This is a genomic window from Ideonella benzenivorans, assembly GCF_020387415.1.
GTDB classification, from domain to species: domain Bacteria; phylum Pseudomonadota; class Gammaproteobacteria; order Burkholderiales; family Burkholderiaceae_C; genus Ideonella; species Ideonella benzenivorans.
The window spans coordinates 15,294-30,246 of sequence record NZ_JAGWCB010000007.1; the positions used below are offsets into that span (position 1 = coordinate 15,294).

Annotated in this window: 16 protein-coding genes; 9 read left to right on the forward strand and 7 right to left on the reverse strand. The window is 68.8% G+C overall.

Going from position 1 to position 14,953, the window contains the following annotated elements:
* Positions 1-4: 4 nt before the first annotated feature.
* The 3 genes from KGA65_RS03145 to KGA65_RS03155 form a co-directional block, all read right to left on the reverse strand.
* Positions 5-1,162 carry an MFS transporter gene (locus KGA65_RS03145; protein ID WP_225861696.1) on the reverse strand — a complete coding sequence of 386 codons (1,158 nt, stop codon included), beginning with the start codon at positions 1,160-1,162 and terminating at the stop codon, positions 5-7.
* 108 nt (positions 1,163-1,270) lie between these two features.
* Entirely contained in the window at positions 1,271-2,638 is a 1,368-nt protein-coding gene (locus KGA65_RS03150) for a dicarboxylate/amino acid:cation symporter (protein WP_225861697.1), read from the reverse strand.
* 88 nt (positions 2,639-2,726) lie between these two features.
* On the reverse strand, positions 2,727-3,497 hold the full coding sequence (locus tag KGA65_RS03155; RefSeq protein WP_225861698.1) for a sulfite exporter TauE/SafE family protein: 771 nt from the start codon (positions 3,495-3,497) through the stop codon (positions 2,727-2,729).
* A 191-nt stretch (positions 3,498-3,688) separates the two neighbouring features.
* Here KGA65_RS03155 and KGA65_RS03160 point away from each other — a divergent pair, with 191 nt between their 5' ends.
* The 6 genes from KGA65_RS03160 (at position 3,689) to KGA65_RS03185 (ending at position 7,061) form a co-directional block, all read left to right on the forward strand.
* Entirely contained in the window at positions 3,689-4,024 is a 336-nt protein-coding gene (locus KGA65_RS03160) for a BON domain-containing protein (protein WP_225861699.1), read from the forward strand.
* 151 nt (positions 4,025-4,175) lie between these two features.
* The gene (locus KGA65_RS03165) at positions 4,176-4,601 is read left to right on the forward strand and encodes a response regulator (protein ID WP_225861700.1); all 426 of its coding nucleotides are present in this window, start codon (positions 4,176-4,178) and stop codon (positions 4,599-4,601) included.
* Positions 4,602-4,628: 27 nt separating this feature from the next.
* Positions 4,629-6,026, forward strand: coding sequence for a CHASE3 domain-containing protein (locus KGA65_RS03170; protein ID WP_225861701.1), 1,398 nt, complete (start codon positions 4,629-4,631; stop codon positions 6,024-6,026).
* Between the two features lie 162 nt (positions 6,027-6,188).
* Positions 6,189-6,362 carry a hypothetical protein gene (locus tag KGA65_RS03175; protein WP_225861702.1) on the forward strand — a complete coding sequence of 58 codons (174 nt, stop codon included), beginning with the start codon at positions 6,189-6,191 and terminating at the stop codon, positions 6,360-6,362.
* Between the two features lie 129 nt (positions 6,363-6,491).
* Complete coding sequence (locus tag KGA65_RS03180) at positions 6,492-6,767, forward strand: hypothetical protein (protein ID WP_225861703.1); 276 nt, start codon at positions 6,492-6,494, stop codon at positions 6,765-6,767.
* Between the two features lie 72 nt (positions 6,768-6,839).
* On the forward strand, positions 6,840-7,061 hold the full coding sequence (locus KGA65_RS03185) for a hypothetical protein (RefSeq protein WP_225861704.1): 222 nt from the start codon (positions 6,840-6,842) through the stop codon (positions 7,059-7,061).
* Positions 7,062-7,083: 22 nt separating this feature from the next.
* Here the strand turns inward: KGA65_RS03185 and KGA65_RS03190 are convergent, their stop codons facing one another.
* The gene (locus tag KGA65_RS03190; protein ID WP_225861705.1) at positions 7,084-7,716 is read right to left on the reverse strand and encodes a response regulator; all 633 of its coding nucleotides are present in this window, start codon (positions 7,714-7,716) and stop codon (positions 7,084-7,086) included.
* A gap of 131 nt (positions 7,717-7,847) precedes the next feature.
* On the opposite strand from KGA65_RS03190, the gene KGA65_RS03195 reads away from it, so the two are divergent.
* The gene (locus tag KGA65_RS03195) at positions 7,848-8,039 is read left to right on the forward strand and encodes a hypothetical protein (RefSeq protein ID WP_225861706.1); all 192 of its coding nucleotides are present in this window, start codon (positions 7,848-7,850) and stop codon (positions 8,037-8,039) included.
* 199 nt (positions 8,040-8,238) lie between these two features.
* Positions 8,239-10,014, forward strand: a complete 1,776-nt coding sequence (locus KGA65_RS03200) for a methyl-accepting chemotaxis protein (RefSeq protein ID WP_225861707.1) — start codon at positions 8,239-8,241, stop codon at positions 10,012-10,014.
* Between the two features lie 30 nt (positions 10,015-10,044).
* On the opposite strand, the gene pncB is transcribed toward KGA65_RS03200, so the two are convergent.
* A complete protein-coding gene (gene pncB / locus KGA65_RS03205) occupies positions 10,045-11,274 on the reverse strand; it encodes a nicotinate phosphoribosyltransferase (protein WP_225861708.1) in 1,230 nt (409 codons plus the stop codon).
* 129 nt (positions 11,275-11,403) lie between these two features.
* On the opposite strand from pncB, the gene KGA65_RS03210 reads away from it, so the two are divergent.
* Positions 11,404-12,198 (forward strand): CHAP domain-containing protein, encoded by a 795-nt coding sequence (locus KGA65_RS03210; protein ID WP_225861709.1) that lies wholly within the window; start codon positions 11,404-11,406, stop codon positions 12,196-12,198.
* Between the two features lie 30 nt (positions 12,199-12,228).
* Here the strand turns inward: KGA65_RS03210 and KGA65_RS03215 are convergent, their stop codons facing one another.
* Positions 12,229-12,759: an energy transducer TonB gene (locus KGA65_RS03215; protein WP_225861710.1), complete on the reverse strand. Its 531-nt coding sequence runs from the start codon at positions 12,757-12,759 to the stop codon at positions 12,229-12,231.
* A gap of 84 nt (positions 12,760-12,843) precedes the next feature.
* Positions 12,844-14,919 (reverse strand): ATP-dependent helicase, encoded by a 2,076-nt coding sequence (locus KGA65_RS03220; RefSeq protein WP_375142608.1) that lies wholly within the window; start codon positions 14,917-14,919, stop codon positions 12,844-12,846.
* Positions 14,920-14,953 lie beyond the last annotated feature (34 nt).

Below are 14,953 nucleotides of genomic sequence, written 5' to 3' on the forward strand. Positions count from 1 at the left end.
CGGCTCAGCCGGGAGAACGGTGGGCGAGCGCCCCGCCTGGGCGCAGCAGCAGGAAGCAGCCGGCGGCGGCCGCCGACAAGGCGGCCGCCAGACCAAAGGTCCAGGTGGGCGCCACCGCCCACAGCGCACCGGCCACCAGCGAGGCCGGCAGGTACAGCACCCCGGTCACCGAGTTGTAGACGCCGATGGCCGAGGCCCGGCGCGCCGGCTCCAGGTCGGCGATGAAGGCCTTGCTCTGCGATTCGTCGATGGCGTAGAACAGCCCGTACAGCGCGAACACCGCGATGATCTCTTCGCGGCTGTCGGCCCAGGCCAGCCACAGGTTGAGCAGGCCGTAGACGGCGTAGCCCAGCAGCACGATGCGGGGCCGGCCGATGCGGTCGCCCAGCCAGCCGATGGCCGGTGCCGCGGCCACACACACCGCGTTGAACAGCGCATAGAGCAGCACCACCTCGGCCACGCTGAACCCGATGGCATGGGCCCGCAGCAGGATGAAGCCCAGGCTGAAGTAGGCCAGCGCGAACAGGCCTGCGGGCCACAGAAAACGCTTGAAGCCGGGGCTCAGCTGCTGCCAGTTGTGGCGCACGCTCTCCCGCGGGTGCGGTTCTTCGGGCCGGTCCGGAATGCGGGTCAGCAGCAGCACGCTCAGCAGCGCGGGCACCAGGGCGATGGCGAACAGCCAGTGGTAGGTGCCGGGGTGTTCGCCCAGATGCTGCAGCAGCGCGTAGGCCAGCAGGGGGCCAAGCACCGCGCCGGCCTTGTCCAGCGCCTTGTGCACGCCAAACGCATAACCACGGGTGGCGCGGGCCGCGATGGCCGAGAGCCAGGCGTCCCGCGGCGGGCCACGAAAGCCCTTGCCCAGGCGCTCGATGACCCGGAAGGCCGACAGCGCCAGCACACTGGTCGAGAGCACCAGGATCAGCTTGGCCAGGGTCGAGAAGGCGTAGCCGGCGACGGCAAATCCCTTGCGCCGGCCGCTGCGGTCGGACAGCCAGCCCGCCAGGTAGTTCAGCGACGAGGCCGAGAAATCCGCGAGCCCCTCGATCAGGCCCAGCAGCGCGCTGGAGGCGCCGGCCACGGTGGTGAAGAAGACCGCGAACACCGAGAAGATCATCTCGGAGCTCACGTCGGTCAGGAAGCTGACCAGACCCAGCTTCAGCACGTCTGGCGGAAGCTTGGAGGGACTGGCCGGTTCCGAGAGATCGGCGGGCGGGGAAGGCGGCACGTTCGGGAGCGCAGGGTGGGGATGCCGCATTCTCCGCCAGGTGGCTCAGTGGGCTGGCGTGCCCTGGGGGGCCGTGACGACCCCGGCCTGGGGCAGGCCCAGGGACGGTTCGGGCACCGGCACCTGTTCCACCAGGGCGGCGTGCAGCTTGGCCTCGTCCAGGTGGCCGACCCACTTGGCCACCACCAACGTGGCCACGCCGTTGCCCACCAGATTGGTCAGCGCGCGGGCCTCGCTCATGAAGCGGTCGATGCCCAGGATCAGCGCCAGGCCGGCCACCGGCACATGGCCCACCGCGCCCAGCGAGGCCGCCAGCACGATGAAGCCCGAACCGGTCACGCCCGCGGCCCCTTTGCTGGTCAGCAGCAGCACGGCCAGCAGCGTGATCTCCTGCATCAGGCTCAGCGGCGTGTCGGTGGCCTGGGCGATGAAGACGGCGGCCATGGTCAGGTAGATCGAGGTGCCGTCCAGGTTGAAGGAGTAGCCGGTCGGGATCACCAGACCGACCACCGACTTCTCGGCGCCGGCGTGTTCCAGCTTGCGCATGATGCCGGGCAGGGCCGATTCGCTCGACGAGGTGCCCAGCACGATCAGCAGTTCCTCGCGGATGTAGCGCAGGTACTTCAGGATCGAGAAGCCGTGGAGCCGGGCCACGGTGCCCAGCACCACCAGCACGAACAGCAGGCAGGTGGCGTAGAAGGCCGCCATCAGCTGGGCCATCTGCAGCAGCGAGCCCACGCCGTATTTGCCGATGGTGAAGGCCATCGCGCCGAAGGCGCCGATCGGAGCCACCTTCATGATCGCGCCGACGATTGCGAACAGCACCTGCGAGACCTTCTCGATGAAGGTATAGACCACGTTGCGGCGGCCGCCGAACTTCTGCAGCGCAAAGCCGAACAGCATCGAGAACAGCAGCACCTGCAGGATCTCGCCCTTGGCGAAGGCATCGACCACGCTGTCCGGGATGATGTGCAGCAGGAAGTCGGTGGTGGTGCTCATCTTGCCGGGCGCCACGTAGTTGGCAATGCCCTTGGTGTCCAGCGTGGCCGGGTCCACGTGCATGCCCGCGCCCGGTTGCACCAGGTTGACGATGACCAGGCCGATGATCAGCGCGATGGTGGAGAAGACCTCAAAGTACAGCAGGGCCAGGCCACCGGTCTTGCCCACCTTCTTCATGTCTTCCATGCCGGCGATGCCCAGCACCACCGTGCAGAAGATGATCGGGGCGATGATCATCTTGATCAGCTTGATGAAGCCATCGCCCAGCGGCTTCATCTGGGTGGCGAGGTCCGGGGCGAAGCGGCCCAGCAACACGCCCAGCGCGATGGCGAACAGCACCTGGGCATACAGCGAACGGTAAAAGGGGGCCTTGGCGGGCTGAGTGGCCGCCGAAACAGAAGAGGGGGAAGACATGGTGGAGGGGGGAGGGTGAAGCCGAAATTATCGACCTCCGTCACACCCCTGCCGCATGTGGGCTCTGCGTAATCGGCGCCGTGGTGGCTCAGGCGCCGTGGTGGAGCAGGAATTTCAGCGTCATGCCCAGCCCGGTGGCGATCACGACCGCGCGCACCCAGACGGGCGGCAGCCGGCGGGTCAGCGCGGCGCCCAGGTAGCCTCCGGCGATGGCGGCCAGTGCCATGCCCAGGGCCTGGGGCCAGTGCACCTGGCCCGCCCAGGCAAAGGTCAGCACCGAGACGGCCGACAGCACCAGCGAGTTCAGGTTCTTCAGGGCGTTGGCCTCGCGCAGGTCCTGCACGCCGGTGGCCTGGTAGAGCGCCAGCAGCAGGATGCCCAGCCCCCCATTGAAATAGCCGCCATAGACCGACACTGCCGCCAGCCCGAGCGCACGCTGCCAGCGCGGCGCGGTGGCTGGCGCGCGGGCGGCCGATGGTCGATGCAACTGGCGAATCAGCCAGGGCCCGGCCGCGAACACGGCGGTGGCAAACAGCAGCAGCCAGGGCACGACCGCGACGAACAGCCGGGCCGGCGTGACCAGCAGCAGCCCGGCGCCAGCCAGACCGCCCAGGGCGCAGATCCCGCTGTCGCGCCACAGCAGCGAGGCGGGCAGGCGGGCCAGTTCGGCGCGAAACCCCAGCGTGCTGCCGAGGTAGCCCGGGCTGACGGCGACGGTGCTGGTGGCGTTGGCCGCGATCGGCGGCAGACCGACCTGGAACAGGGCCGGCAGGGTCAGGAAGCTGCCGCCGCCGGCCAGCGCGTTGAGGGCGCCGGCACACAGGGCGGCAGACAGGAGCAGGAACCAAGTGTCAGACATCGGGCGGCATGTTGGCGGCAGGGGGCGGTGTTGGCCACCGGGGTCTGCCCCGGTTCACGGCCGGCGGTGTTCCTGGGTGGGATGCTGACGCCGGCATGCGGTCTCGTCCTACATGGAAACGGCCGTTTGGGAGGGGGCTGGGACCGGCCCCACCGCGCACACTGAAAGCCCAACCATCCCAGGAGACTTCCATGCCCATGCAGACGACGGGTTCTCTTCGCATCGCCCTGGCCGCAGCGTTGGTCGCCACGGCGGCCCTGAGCGTGCTGCCCGGCTGCGCCGTCACCCGCGGCCAGTCCACCGTCGGCGAGTACATCGACGACGCTTCGATCACCACGGCGGTCAAGGCCAAGTTTGTCGAATCCAAGTCGGTGGAGGCCGTGGCCATCAAGGTGGAGACCCTCAACGGCACGGTGATGCTGTCGGGGTTTGCCAAGAGTCAGAACGAGCGGGCCGAGGCTGAGCGCCTGACCTGGAGCGTCAAGGGCGTGAAGGCCGTGCGCAACGAACTGGCCGTGCGCCCATGAACGCCCACCGATGACCCCTCGGGTGGACCCGCACCGCTGTAGGACCGGTCCGACATGTTTCACCGAACTTTGGGGCTGCCACGATGACGGTCTCCCGCCGATAATTTCTTTCCCAGGTCGGCCTGGGTCGATCCGGCAGACCGTTGACACCATGAACGCGATCCCTTCCACCTCCGATCTCGACCCGGCACAACGGGCCTTGCGCTTCTACCTGGTGGAAGACAGCGAGGTGATCCGCCAGAACCTGACCGCGACGCTGGAGGAGATGCTGGGCATGCAGGTGGTGGGCTGGGCCGGCACCGAAGCCGATGCGGTGGCTTGGCTGGCGCAGCCCGGGGCAGGTTGCGACCTGATGATCATCGACATCTTCCTGACCCGCGGGACGGGTCTGGAGGTGCTGCGTCGGGCCCGGGCGGTCTGGCCGGACGCTCGTCTGGTGGTGCTGAGCAACTACGCCACACCCGAGATGCGCCGTCGCTGCCTGGCGCTGGGGGCGGACCGCGTCTTCGACAAGTCGGCCGAGCTGGAGGATCTGATCGCTTATTGCGAGGCCCTGTCCCATGCGCCGCGGGCCTGACCGGGCGGTGCGGCCCAAGGGCGGCGCATGAAGACCAATCTGCAGTCCTGGGGACTGCGCGCGCGTCACAGCATCTTTGTGCTGCCGATGGTGGCGCTGGCGGCGCTGGCCATGCTGGGGTTCAGCGAGCTGGCCTACCAGCAGGCCCGCACGCGGATGGACGATCTGGTGCTGGTCGGTCGCATCCGGCTGGAGCTGATCACGCTGCTGCAGCGCCTCACCGATGCCGAGTCGGGCCAGCGGGGCTACCTGATCACCGGCCGGCCCGAGTACCTGGAGCCGTACCGCCATGCGAGCACCGATGTCCGGGCTTCCCTGGATGCGTTGCAACGCTTCTACCTGGCCGACAGCGACGAGGCCGCGCGCCGACAGCTGGGCGAGTTGCGCGAGGCGGTGGAAGGCAAGCTCAGCGAGATGAGCCTGGTGCTGTCCAAGTACGACGCCGGCAAGCACGGGGTGGCGGCGGACCTCTTCGACAGCGGCATCGGTCTGGACAAGATGCAGTCCATCCGCGGCCTGGTCAACCAGCTCTCCAACCGGCAGAACGCCAAGATCGAGCGGGGGCTGAGCGGCGTGTTCGACACCCTGCTGCTGAACCGGATCGGTGTGGCGCTGCTGACCTTGATGGCCGCGCTGGTGCTGGTGCTGTACCTGCGCCAGCAGCGGGCGCTGGGCGTGGAGCGTCAGCGCCAGGCCCAGCGCCTGCTGGACGAACGCAACCACCTGGAACGCGAGGTGGCCCGGCGCACCGCGGAGCTGACCGAGCTGGCCCGCCACCTGCAGACCGCCCGCGAGGACGAGCGGGCCCGTTTGGCCCGTGAACTGCACGACGAGCTGGGGGCGCTGCTGACGGCGGCCAAGCTCGATGTGGCCCGGCTCAAGCCCCGCCTGGTGGGCGTGCCCGAGGCGCTGGAGCGCCTGCAGCACCTGACGACCACCCTCAACAGCGGCATCGCCCTCAAGCGCCGCATCATCGAGGACCTGCGTCCCTCGACCCTGAGCAACCTGGGCCTGCTGCCGGCGCTGGAGGTGTTGTGCGACGAGTTCGCCCAGCGGGCCGGCTTGCCCGTCCACAGCTCGCTCACCGGGGTGGCGCTGGCGCCGAGTGCCGAGCTCACCGTGTTCCGCATGGTGCAGGAGGCCCTCACCAACACCGCCAAGTACGCCCAGGCCAGCGAGGTCTGGGTCACGCTGGACAGCCAGGGCGAGGAGGCCCGGGTGGAGGTGCGCGACAACGGCTGCGGGTTCGACACGGGCGGGCCGCGCAGCGGCCACCACGGCCTGCTGGGCATGCACTACCGGGTCGAGGCCGAGCATGGCCGGCTGGAGGTGTTGTCCAGTCCGGGTCAGGGCACGACCCTGCGGGCCTGGCTGCCCCAACAGCCGCTGGTCGCCTCCCCCGAGAGTCCTTCGCTTCAGGGATGAGTTCTGGGCCTGCCCAGGGGGCTGGCCCGACCCTTGCCTAGGGGATGTCTGATGCCGCAGTGAACCAATGGCATCAAGACGGGTCTATGGACGACACCCCCAGCACCGGCAACGGGGCGGCGGCGGTGTCAGGGAGTGGACAAAACGACAAGGTGAACGATCATGAACGACGACAAGGATGCATGGCTGGATGAGGTGAAACAGTGGGTGTTCGGTGCCCAGTTGCCGGCTCACATGCGTCCGACGTCCCCGGCCCACGCGCCCAAGGCCGACCAGGAGGCCGCCAACGCCCCCCTGGACACGCCACCGGGCAACCAGATCGCGCGCGTGGCCTGAGGCTCGCGTGTCGGCGCTGTCTGACAGCGCCACGGGTGGCGGGCTGATGGCCGGCCCCGGGCGTCCTTTCTAGAGTGGTGGCCATCGGCGCATCGGGCGTCGATCCGAACCGCTGAAAGGAGCCCCTCCATGACACCCGCCCGTTTGCTCTTTGCTGGCGTGGAAGTGGCCGTGCTGGCACTGGCCTTGTGCACACTCGGCTGGCGCGCGCCCGCAGCAGGCACCGCCCCGGTGCATCGGCTGTCGGCGCCCCTTCCGGAGACGGTCGAGGAACCCGGGCCGCTGGAGTTGCGTGACCTGGTGCTGCATCCGGACATCGAGGAGAGCTTTCCCGTCCACTCGTGCGAGCAGGACGGGCTGGCCGCCGATGACCCTGCGTGCGATGTGCCGCCGTTGCTGACCTGAGAATGCGGCTGTCCCACCCGGCATGCACCGGGGGCGATGGTCTTCACCAGATCTCACCCGAAAGGAGATGCCATGACTCAGCAAAACCGCCGTGTCTGGTCGCGTCGCCTGCTGGGCGTGCTGCTGGTGTACCTGGGCGTCTGTGCGCTGGCCGTCTGGTTGGCCAGCGTGCAGCCCCGCAACGCTGGCGCGATCGAAGAGCATGCGGTGCAGCTGTCCCTCGCGGCCGAGGCGGCCTGGGACGACTGGCTGCCAGTGCCCGGCCCGGAGCAAGCTGCCGACCGGCTGCAGTGAACCCCCGCCGCAGGGGGCGGGCTCACTGGATCAGGCCGTTCTTCAGGGCGTAGTAGGTCAGGTCGCTGTTGGACGAGAGCTTGAGCTTCTCCATCACCCGGGTGCGGTAGGTGCTGACCGTCTTGACGCTCAGCGCCATGCTGTCGGCCATCGCGCTGATGGTCTCGCCCTTGGCCAGACGCAGAAAGACCTGGAACTCGCGTTCAGAGAGCTGCTCGTGGGGCGGCCGGTCGCCGGTGCCGTTCAGGTTGTCGGCCAGCAGTTCCGCCACCGTCGGGGTGATGTAGCGCCGCCCCAGGTGCACCGTGCGGATTGCCTTGACGATCTCTTCCGGGTCGCATTCCTTGTTCAGGTAACCGGCCGCGCCCTGGCGCAGCAGGGTCGTGGCGTAGTGCGCCTCGGGAAAACCGCTGAGGATCAGCACCGGCAGGCTCGGCGCACGGGCCTTGATGGCGGCCAGCGCATCCACACCGCTCTGGTCGGGCATGGACAGGTCCATCAGCATCACGTCCAGATCACCCTGGCGCACCAGGTCCAGGGCCTCGCGCCCGTTGGCGGCCTCGCCGGTCACCCGCAGGTCCACCTCCTCGGACAGGAACTGACGCAGGCCAGTGCGGACAATGGCGTGGTCGTCGACGATGGCAACGCGGATCATGGTGCTCTCCTTGCCTGTCATTGTCCGGGCACCGGACGGCAGGCGTCTGTCGGTCCAATCCTACGAGTTCGTGCATCAGGGGCCACGGTAAGCTGGGCATCTTTTCATTCCAACCTGCAGAGGAGCACACCATGGGCATGTTCGGCGGCCACGGTCTGATCGGCTTGATCATCGGGATCGTCCTCTTGGTCGTCCCCGCCTGGAAGATCGTCGAGAAGGCCGGCTACCCGGGGCCGCTGGCCCTGCTGGTGTTGGTCCCGGTGGTCAACGTGGTGGCGCTGTGGCTGTTTGCCTTCAGCGCCTGGCCGCGCGGTGGAAGGTGACCTGACGACGGTGGCGTCTGCCGGTGCCGCGCGGGAGATGGGTGGGGAATTTCCCTCACTTTTCACTCCTTTGCCTGGCTGGCAACTCCCTGACACTGGCGCGGTTCCGGAGTGATCCGCTCGTCAACCTGAGGGTATCGATGGGCTTCTTCGGTTGTTGTCCGCTTTTTCAGGGACCCCATTCGACGGGGAAGTCACGATGTTCAATCAGCTCAAGATTGGCCAGCGCCTGGGCTTGGCCTTTGGCACCTTGCTGGCGCTGCTGGCCCTGGTGGCCGGTGTCAGCGTCCTCCAGATGAGCCGCCTCGCGGCCAATTCGCAGTTCTATGCCGACAACCTGGTGCCCTCCTACCAGGGGCAGCATGAGATCGCCCTGTTGTTGGGGGATCTGCGGCGCATTTCCTTCGCCCATGTCCTGGCCGACAACGACCAGGACATGACGGATTACGAGACCCGGATCACCCAGGCCCAGGCCCAGCTTGAGAAGGCCTTTGATCACTATGGCAAGGCGCTGGTCGCCGATGACGAGGACAAGCGTCTGCTGAGCGCCGCGCACGAGGCCATCCTGGCCTACGGGCGGTCCTGGGCGTCCGTTCGCGAGGTGTCCCGGCAAACGATCAGCGACCCGTCGAAGACGGTGGAGGCCCGCACCCGGCTGAAGGCCACTCTGCCGAGCTACACCGCGGCCCAGGCGGCCATCACGGCCTGGTGGACCTACAACGTCAAGCTGGCCGATCAACAGGCCGAAGTGGCCGCCGCCACCAAGGAAAGTGCCCGCCTGATCGTCGGGGCCCTGACCGTGCTGGCCCTGGGGCTGGGGGTGGCTGCCGCCTGGGTGATCACCCGCTCGATCACCCGCCCGATCCAGCGCGCGGTGGAACTGGCAGACACCGTGGCCCACGGGGACCTGAGCACCACCATCCGCGCCGAGGGGCGCGATGAGATGGCGCAGCTGCTGCAGGCTCTGGCCCGCATGCAGGCGGAACTGGCCCAGGTGGTGAGCACGGTGCGCCAGAATGCCGAGAGCATTGCCACGGCCAGCACGCAGATTGCCCAGGGCAACCTGGACCTGTCCAGCCGGACCGAGGAGCAGGCCAGTGCGCTGGAGGAAACGGCCGCCACCATGGAGCAACTGGGTTCCACCGTGCGCCACAACGCGGACAACGCCCGGCAGGCCAACCAGCTGGCCCAGGGGGCCTCAACCGTCGCCGCCCAAGGGGGCGAGGTGGTGAACCAGGTGGTCGCCACCATGCAGGGGATCAGCGACAGCAGCCGCAAGATCGGCGACATCATCGGCGTCATCGATGGCATTGCCTTCCAGACCAACATCCTGGCCCTGAACGCGGCTGTTGAAGCCGCCCGGGCCGGCGAGCAGGGCCGCGGTTTCGCGGTCGTCGCCGGCGAGGTCCGGTCCCTGGCGCAGCGCAGCGCGGAGGCCGCCCGCGAGATCAAGACCCTGATCACCCGCAACGTCGAGCAGGTCGAACAGGGCTCCAGCCTGGTCGGCCAGGCGGGGCAGACCATGGACGAGATCGTCGGCTCCATCCGGCGGGTCAGCGACATCGTCGGCGAGATCAGCTCCGCCACGACTGAGCAGAGCAGCGGCATCCAGCAGGTGGGTGACGCCGTCAGTCAGATGGACCAGGTGACGCAGCAGAACGCCGCGCTGGTCGAGGAGAGTGCGGCAGCTGCCGACAGCCTGAAAAACCAGGCCCGTGACCTGGTGGAGGCGGTGGCGGTGTTCCGCCTGGCGCCGGGCATGGGGCAGGCCGCGGCCGCGGCCTCGGCGGCAACGGCCAAGGCGGTGCCGCCGGCGCCCCGGGTGACCCCTGCCAAGCCGAGCGCCGTGGCGCCCAAGGCGACGGTGCAGAGTGCTTCGGTCAAGGGGACAACCACCCAGCCGGTGGCCGCGCCGGCACCGAAGGAACGTGAGTTGGCCCCGGCTGGCGGCAGCGACGACTGGGAAACCTTCTGATCGGGCCGGCCGGCGCCTGCCGTCGGCCGCTCAACCCGCTGCTTCGCTGTGCTCGACACCAAAGGTGTGGCGCAGGTAGCGCAGGAAACGGGCGTCTTCGCACACTGTCTTGCCTTCGGCATCGGAGAGCTTGGCGGTGGGCATGCCATTGCACTCCAGCAGCTTCATCACGATGTTGAGCGCACCGTTGGGGCTGTCGTTGGTCAGGGTGGTGCCGATGCCAAAGCCCACCAGATGGTCGTCCCGCCAGCACAGGGCCTCGTAGATGTCCAGGGCCGTGGTGTCCAGCCGCAGGCCGTCCGAGAACACCTTGCGTTTGCTGCGCGGGTCGATGCCCAGCTGGCGGTAATGCGCATCCACCTGCTCGGCCCAGACCAGCGGGTCGCCGCTGTCGTGGCGCAGGCCGTCGAACAGCTTGGCGAAGAACAGATCGAAATCCTGCAGGAAGGCGGGTGTGGTCACCACGTCGGTCAGCGCGATGCCCAGGTCGCCGCGGTACTCGCGCACCCAGCCATCCAGGGCCGCGACGAGGGACTGGCGCAGCTGCACGCCCGGCATGGCCTGGAAGGTCTGCAGCCATTCATGGGCCATCGTGCCGATGGGGGTGAGGTCCAGCAGGCGTGCCAGGTGCAGATTGGAGGTGCCGCCGAAATGCTCGGGCATGCGCTCACGCAGGGTCTCCAGCACCTCCAGCTGCCATTCGGCGCTGAAGCGACGGCGCAGGCCGAAATCGAACAGGGCGAACGGATGCCGCGGCGGCTGGGGGGAACTCTGCATCACGGCCAGCCGGGCCAGCGCGTGGTCGATCATCGCGTGCAGCCGCCGGCGCATCTGTGGCACCGTGTCCGGCATCTGCAGCCGCTGCTGGTAGAGCGCCTGCACGATGGGCAGCACATAGAGCTCGAAGGGCATCACATGCAGCTGCGGGCCCTCGGCCTCGATCACCAGCCGCTCGCCGTCGGTACGGACCTGGATGAACTCGCGGTTGAGCTGGAACAGGCGCAGGAACTCGATGTAGTCCGGCTTCATGAAGCGCAGCGAACGCACGTAGGCCAGTTCCTCTTTCTGGAAGCGCAGCGTGCACAGCGCGTCGAGCTGCGCGTTGACGTCATCGGCGAGTTCGGCCAGCGGGAAGACCGGCTGGCTGCGGCAGGCGAACACATAGCGGGCCGTGTTGGCCGGCATCTGGTGCAGCATGGCCTGCTGCATCGTGAGCTTGTAGAGGTCGGTCTCCAGCAGCGACTGGACAAGGGAATGCATGGGGTCTCCAGGGGGCTGCGGCATCCTATCCCAGGGGCTGTCCCCACAGCGGCGGATGGGCTCTGCCGCGGCAGGTGGCTAGCATCGTGAGTCCCTGGAACTCCGGGGCCATCCCCAGGAGGAGACGCCATGCAATATCCCGGTCGCGTGATCAAGGTGGGCGAAACCGACGCCCGCGTCGTCAAGGCCCTGAAGACCGCGCTCAACAAGACCCTGGCCTTGCGGGGCGGCGAGGCCCTGACCCTGGACCCCGACAACCCCAGCTTCGGCCCGCGCATGAAGCAGGCGGTGCAGCTGTTCCAGGCCCGCCATGTGGACGCACAGGGCCAGCCGCTCAAGACCGATGGCGAGGTCGGCTCCATCACCTGGGCGGCCCTGTTCGGCGAGACCCAGGTGCCGGTGGTGGAAGCGGTGATCGACCCCTTCCTGGGCGCGGTGCTGGCCCAGGCCGGTGCCGCCGCCGACGCCGGGGTGCGCGAGCAGCCGCGCAACAGCAACCGCGGGCCCGAGGTGGACCAATACCTGAAGCGCGCCGGGGCACCGCTGGGCCTGGCCTGGTGCTGTGCCTTCACCTACTGGTGTTTCGACGAGGCCGCGCAGCACGCCGGCCGACCCAACCCGATGTTCCAGACCGCGGGCTGCCTGGCCCATTGGAACAACGCCACCCGGCGGGGCGCGCGGCGGCTGCTGGCCCGTGACGCGGTGGCCAACCCCGGGCTGGTCCGCCCCGGCATGGTGTTCATCATGGATTTTGGTGGCGGGCTGGGCCACACCGGCTTTGTCGAGCGGGTCGAGGGCGGGTACCTGCACACCATCGAAGGCAACACCGATGCCTCCCAGGGCCGCGAAGGCGGCGGCGTCTACCGCCTGCGGCGCAAGGTGGGCAGCATCAGCAAGGGCTTCATCGACTACGCAGGGTGCTGAGCGGCAATATCTCGGCGCGCTTGGGCCGGCTCAGCGGCGCGTCACCGTGAAATTCAGGCGGATCGGAAAGTCCATCTGACAGGGTTGACCGCCACAGACCGCCGGCTTGAAGGGGATCAGCATCAGAATCCGGGCAACGGCCTGCGTGAGTTCGTTGCTCGGGGACTTGAAAACGCTGACGCTGCTGACATGTCCCGTGTCGTCCACGGTGGCCACGGCGGAGAGCCGACCGCTTTCCAGCAACTTGTCTTGCACCTTGCGGATGGGGTCGTAGATGGCGCGCAATCCCTCTTGCGGGAAAGGTGGCTCGTCGCCTGGTTGGATGTCCTCCCACCAGCTGTTCAGCGCAGCCTTGTCTTCCTCGGACAGTTGGTCATAGGTGCGGTTCAAGGCCACCTCCGACCCCGTCATTTGGTCCTTGCGGATGTTGGTCCCCAACCGGGGGCTGTCCTCCTTGAGGGTGTACCGCGGCGGCGTGATCGGGGCAGCTTGTGCCGGGGTGGCCAGCGCAGGCAGCAGCAGAGAGGCCAGGGCAACGGTCCAGCGAAACGACGACATCATGCAGGTGAGCGCAACAAGGGGAATCGCCCAGTTTCGGTGGCACCAACGAGCAGGACATCCCACAGTGTGAGGATGCTTCGCGACTCAGTCCCATTGCCCACGCAGCCGGGCCCGCAGGTCCAGCAGGCCGGCCGGCGGGGCGGTGGGCAGGGCGCCGTCGGCGCGGGGGGTGATGCGCTCGAAGTGTTCGGCCGCCATCGCGTCGGGGATGAAGCGGCTGCGCGGGCCGTAGAGGTGGCGGTCGCCGTGGCGGCCCTGCTGGGTGACATAGAAGCGCTGCGGCACCATCAGGTCCAGGTGCTGGCGGGCGCGGGTCATGGCCACGTAGAGCAGGCGGCGTTCCTCCTCGATCTCCTCGGGCGTGCCCACGCCCAGGTCGCCGGGGATGCAGCCGTCCACCACATTGAGCAGGTACACCGCCTGCCACTCCTGCCCCTTGGCCGAGTGGATGGTGGAGAGGATCAGGTAGTCCTCGTCCAGCAGCGGGTCGCTGGCGGTGTCGCTGCCGGCCTCGGGCGGGTCCAGCGCCAGCTCGGTCAGGAAGCGCTCGCGGCTGCGGTGGCTGCCGGCGATGGCCGCCAGCTGGGCCAGGTCGGCCAGGCGCGGCACCGGGTGGTCGTTCAGCCGCTCCAGGTGCGGGGCGTACCAGTCGACGATGCGCTGCAGCTCGCCGGGCCAGCCGGTGCCCGCGTCCTGGCGCAGGGCCAGCCACAGCGTGGCCAGGGCCTGCCAGTCGGTGGCCGCGGCCGCGGGCGGCACGTAGGCGCGCAGCGCGGCGGCCGGGTCGCTGGCGGCGTCCATCGCATCCAGCAGGCGGCGGGCATGGGCCGGGCCGATGCCGGGCACCAGCAGCGCGGTGCGCAGGCCGGCCAGTCGGCAGCGTGGGTTGTCGGCCCAGCGCAGCAGGGCCAGCACGTCCTTCACATGCGAGGCTTCCAGGAATTTCAGGCCGCCGAATTTGACGAAGGGGATGCGCCGGCGGGTGAGCTCCAACTCCAGCGTGGCGCTGTGGTGCGAGGTGCGGAACAGCACGGCCTGGCGCTTGAGCGTCATGCCTTCCTCGCGCCGGGCCAGGATCTGCTGGGCCACCCAGCGGGCCTGGGCGGCATCGTCTTCCACCGTCACCAGGCGGGGCTGAGCCGAAGACGCCTTGTCGGTCCACAGCGTCTTGGCAAAGCGCTCCGGGGCCAGCGCCATCACCGCGTTGGAGGCGTCCAGGATGGGCTGGGTGGAGCGGTAGTTGCGCTCCAGTGTCAGCACCCGGGCCGGCGGGCTGAAGCGGGCCGGGAAGTCCAGCATGTTGCGCACCTCGGCGGCGCGAAAACCGTAGATGGACTGTGCGTCGTCGCCCACCACGGTCACGCCCTCACCCGTGGGCTTGAGGGCATGCAGGATGCCGGCCTGCAGCCGGTTGGTGTCCTGGTACTCGTCGACCAGCACATGGTCGAAGCGGGCCGACTGCGCCGCGGCCAGCGTGGGCTCCTGCAGCATCAGCAGCCAGGACAGCAGCAGGTCGTCGTAATCGAGCGCCTGCTGGTCCTGCTTGGCGGCGGCATAGGCCTTGAACAGGCGCTTGAGTTCGTCCTCCCAGTCGGCGCACCAGGGGAAGGCCTGGGCCAGCACGGCCGCCAGCGGGGCCTGGCTGTTGACGCAGCGTGAGTAGATGGACAGGCAGGTGCCCTTCATCGGAAAGCGCCGCTCGGTGGCCGAGAGGCCCTGCTCCTGGCGGACGAGGGCCATCAGGTCCTCGGCATCGCCGCGGTCCAGGATGCTGAACTGCGGCGACAGGCCCAGGGCCTCGGCCGATTCACGCAGCAGCCGGGCGCCCACGCTGTGGAAGGTGCCGGCCCAGGGCAGGGCGGGGGCGGCCTGCGTGCCCTTCAGGCCCAGGGCCCGGTGCAGCAGGTGGCCGGTGCGGCGCTGCATCTCCAGCGCGGCGCGGCGCGAGAAGGTGAGCAGCAGGATGCGCTGCGGGTCGGCGCCCTGCAGCACCAGGTGGGCCACCCGCGCGGCCAGGGTCATCGTCTTGCCCGAGCCGGCGCCGGCCACCACCAGCAGCGGTCCGCCCTGGTGGCAGGCGGCGGCGCGCTGCTCGGGGTTCAGCGTCTGCAGGGGATCATCCAGGGCGGGGGCGGCAACAGGGCTCATCGCAGCCGACAGCATACTGGATGTAACCTCAGTGCCGAGGCCTGGG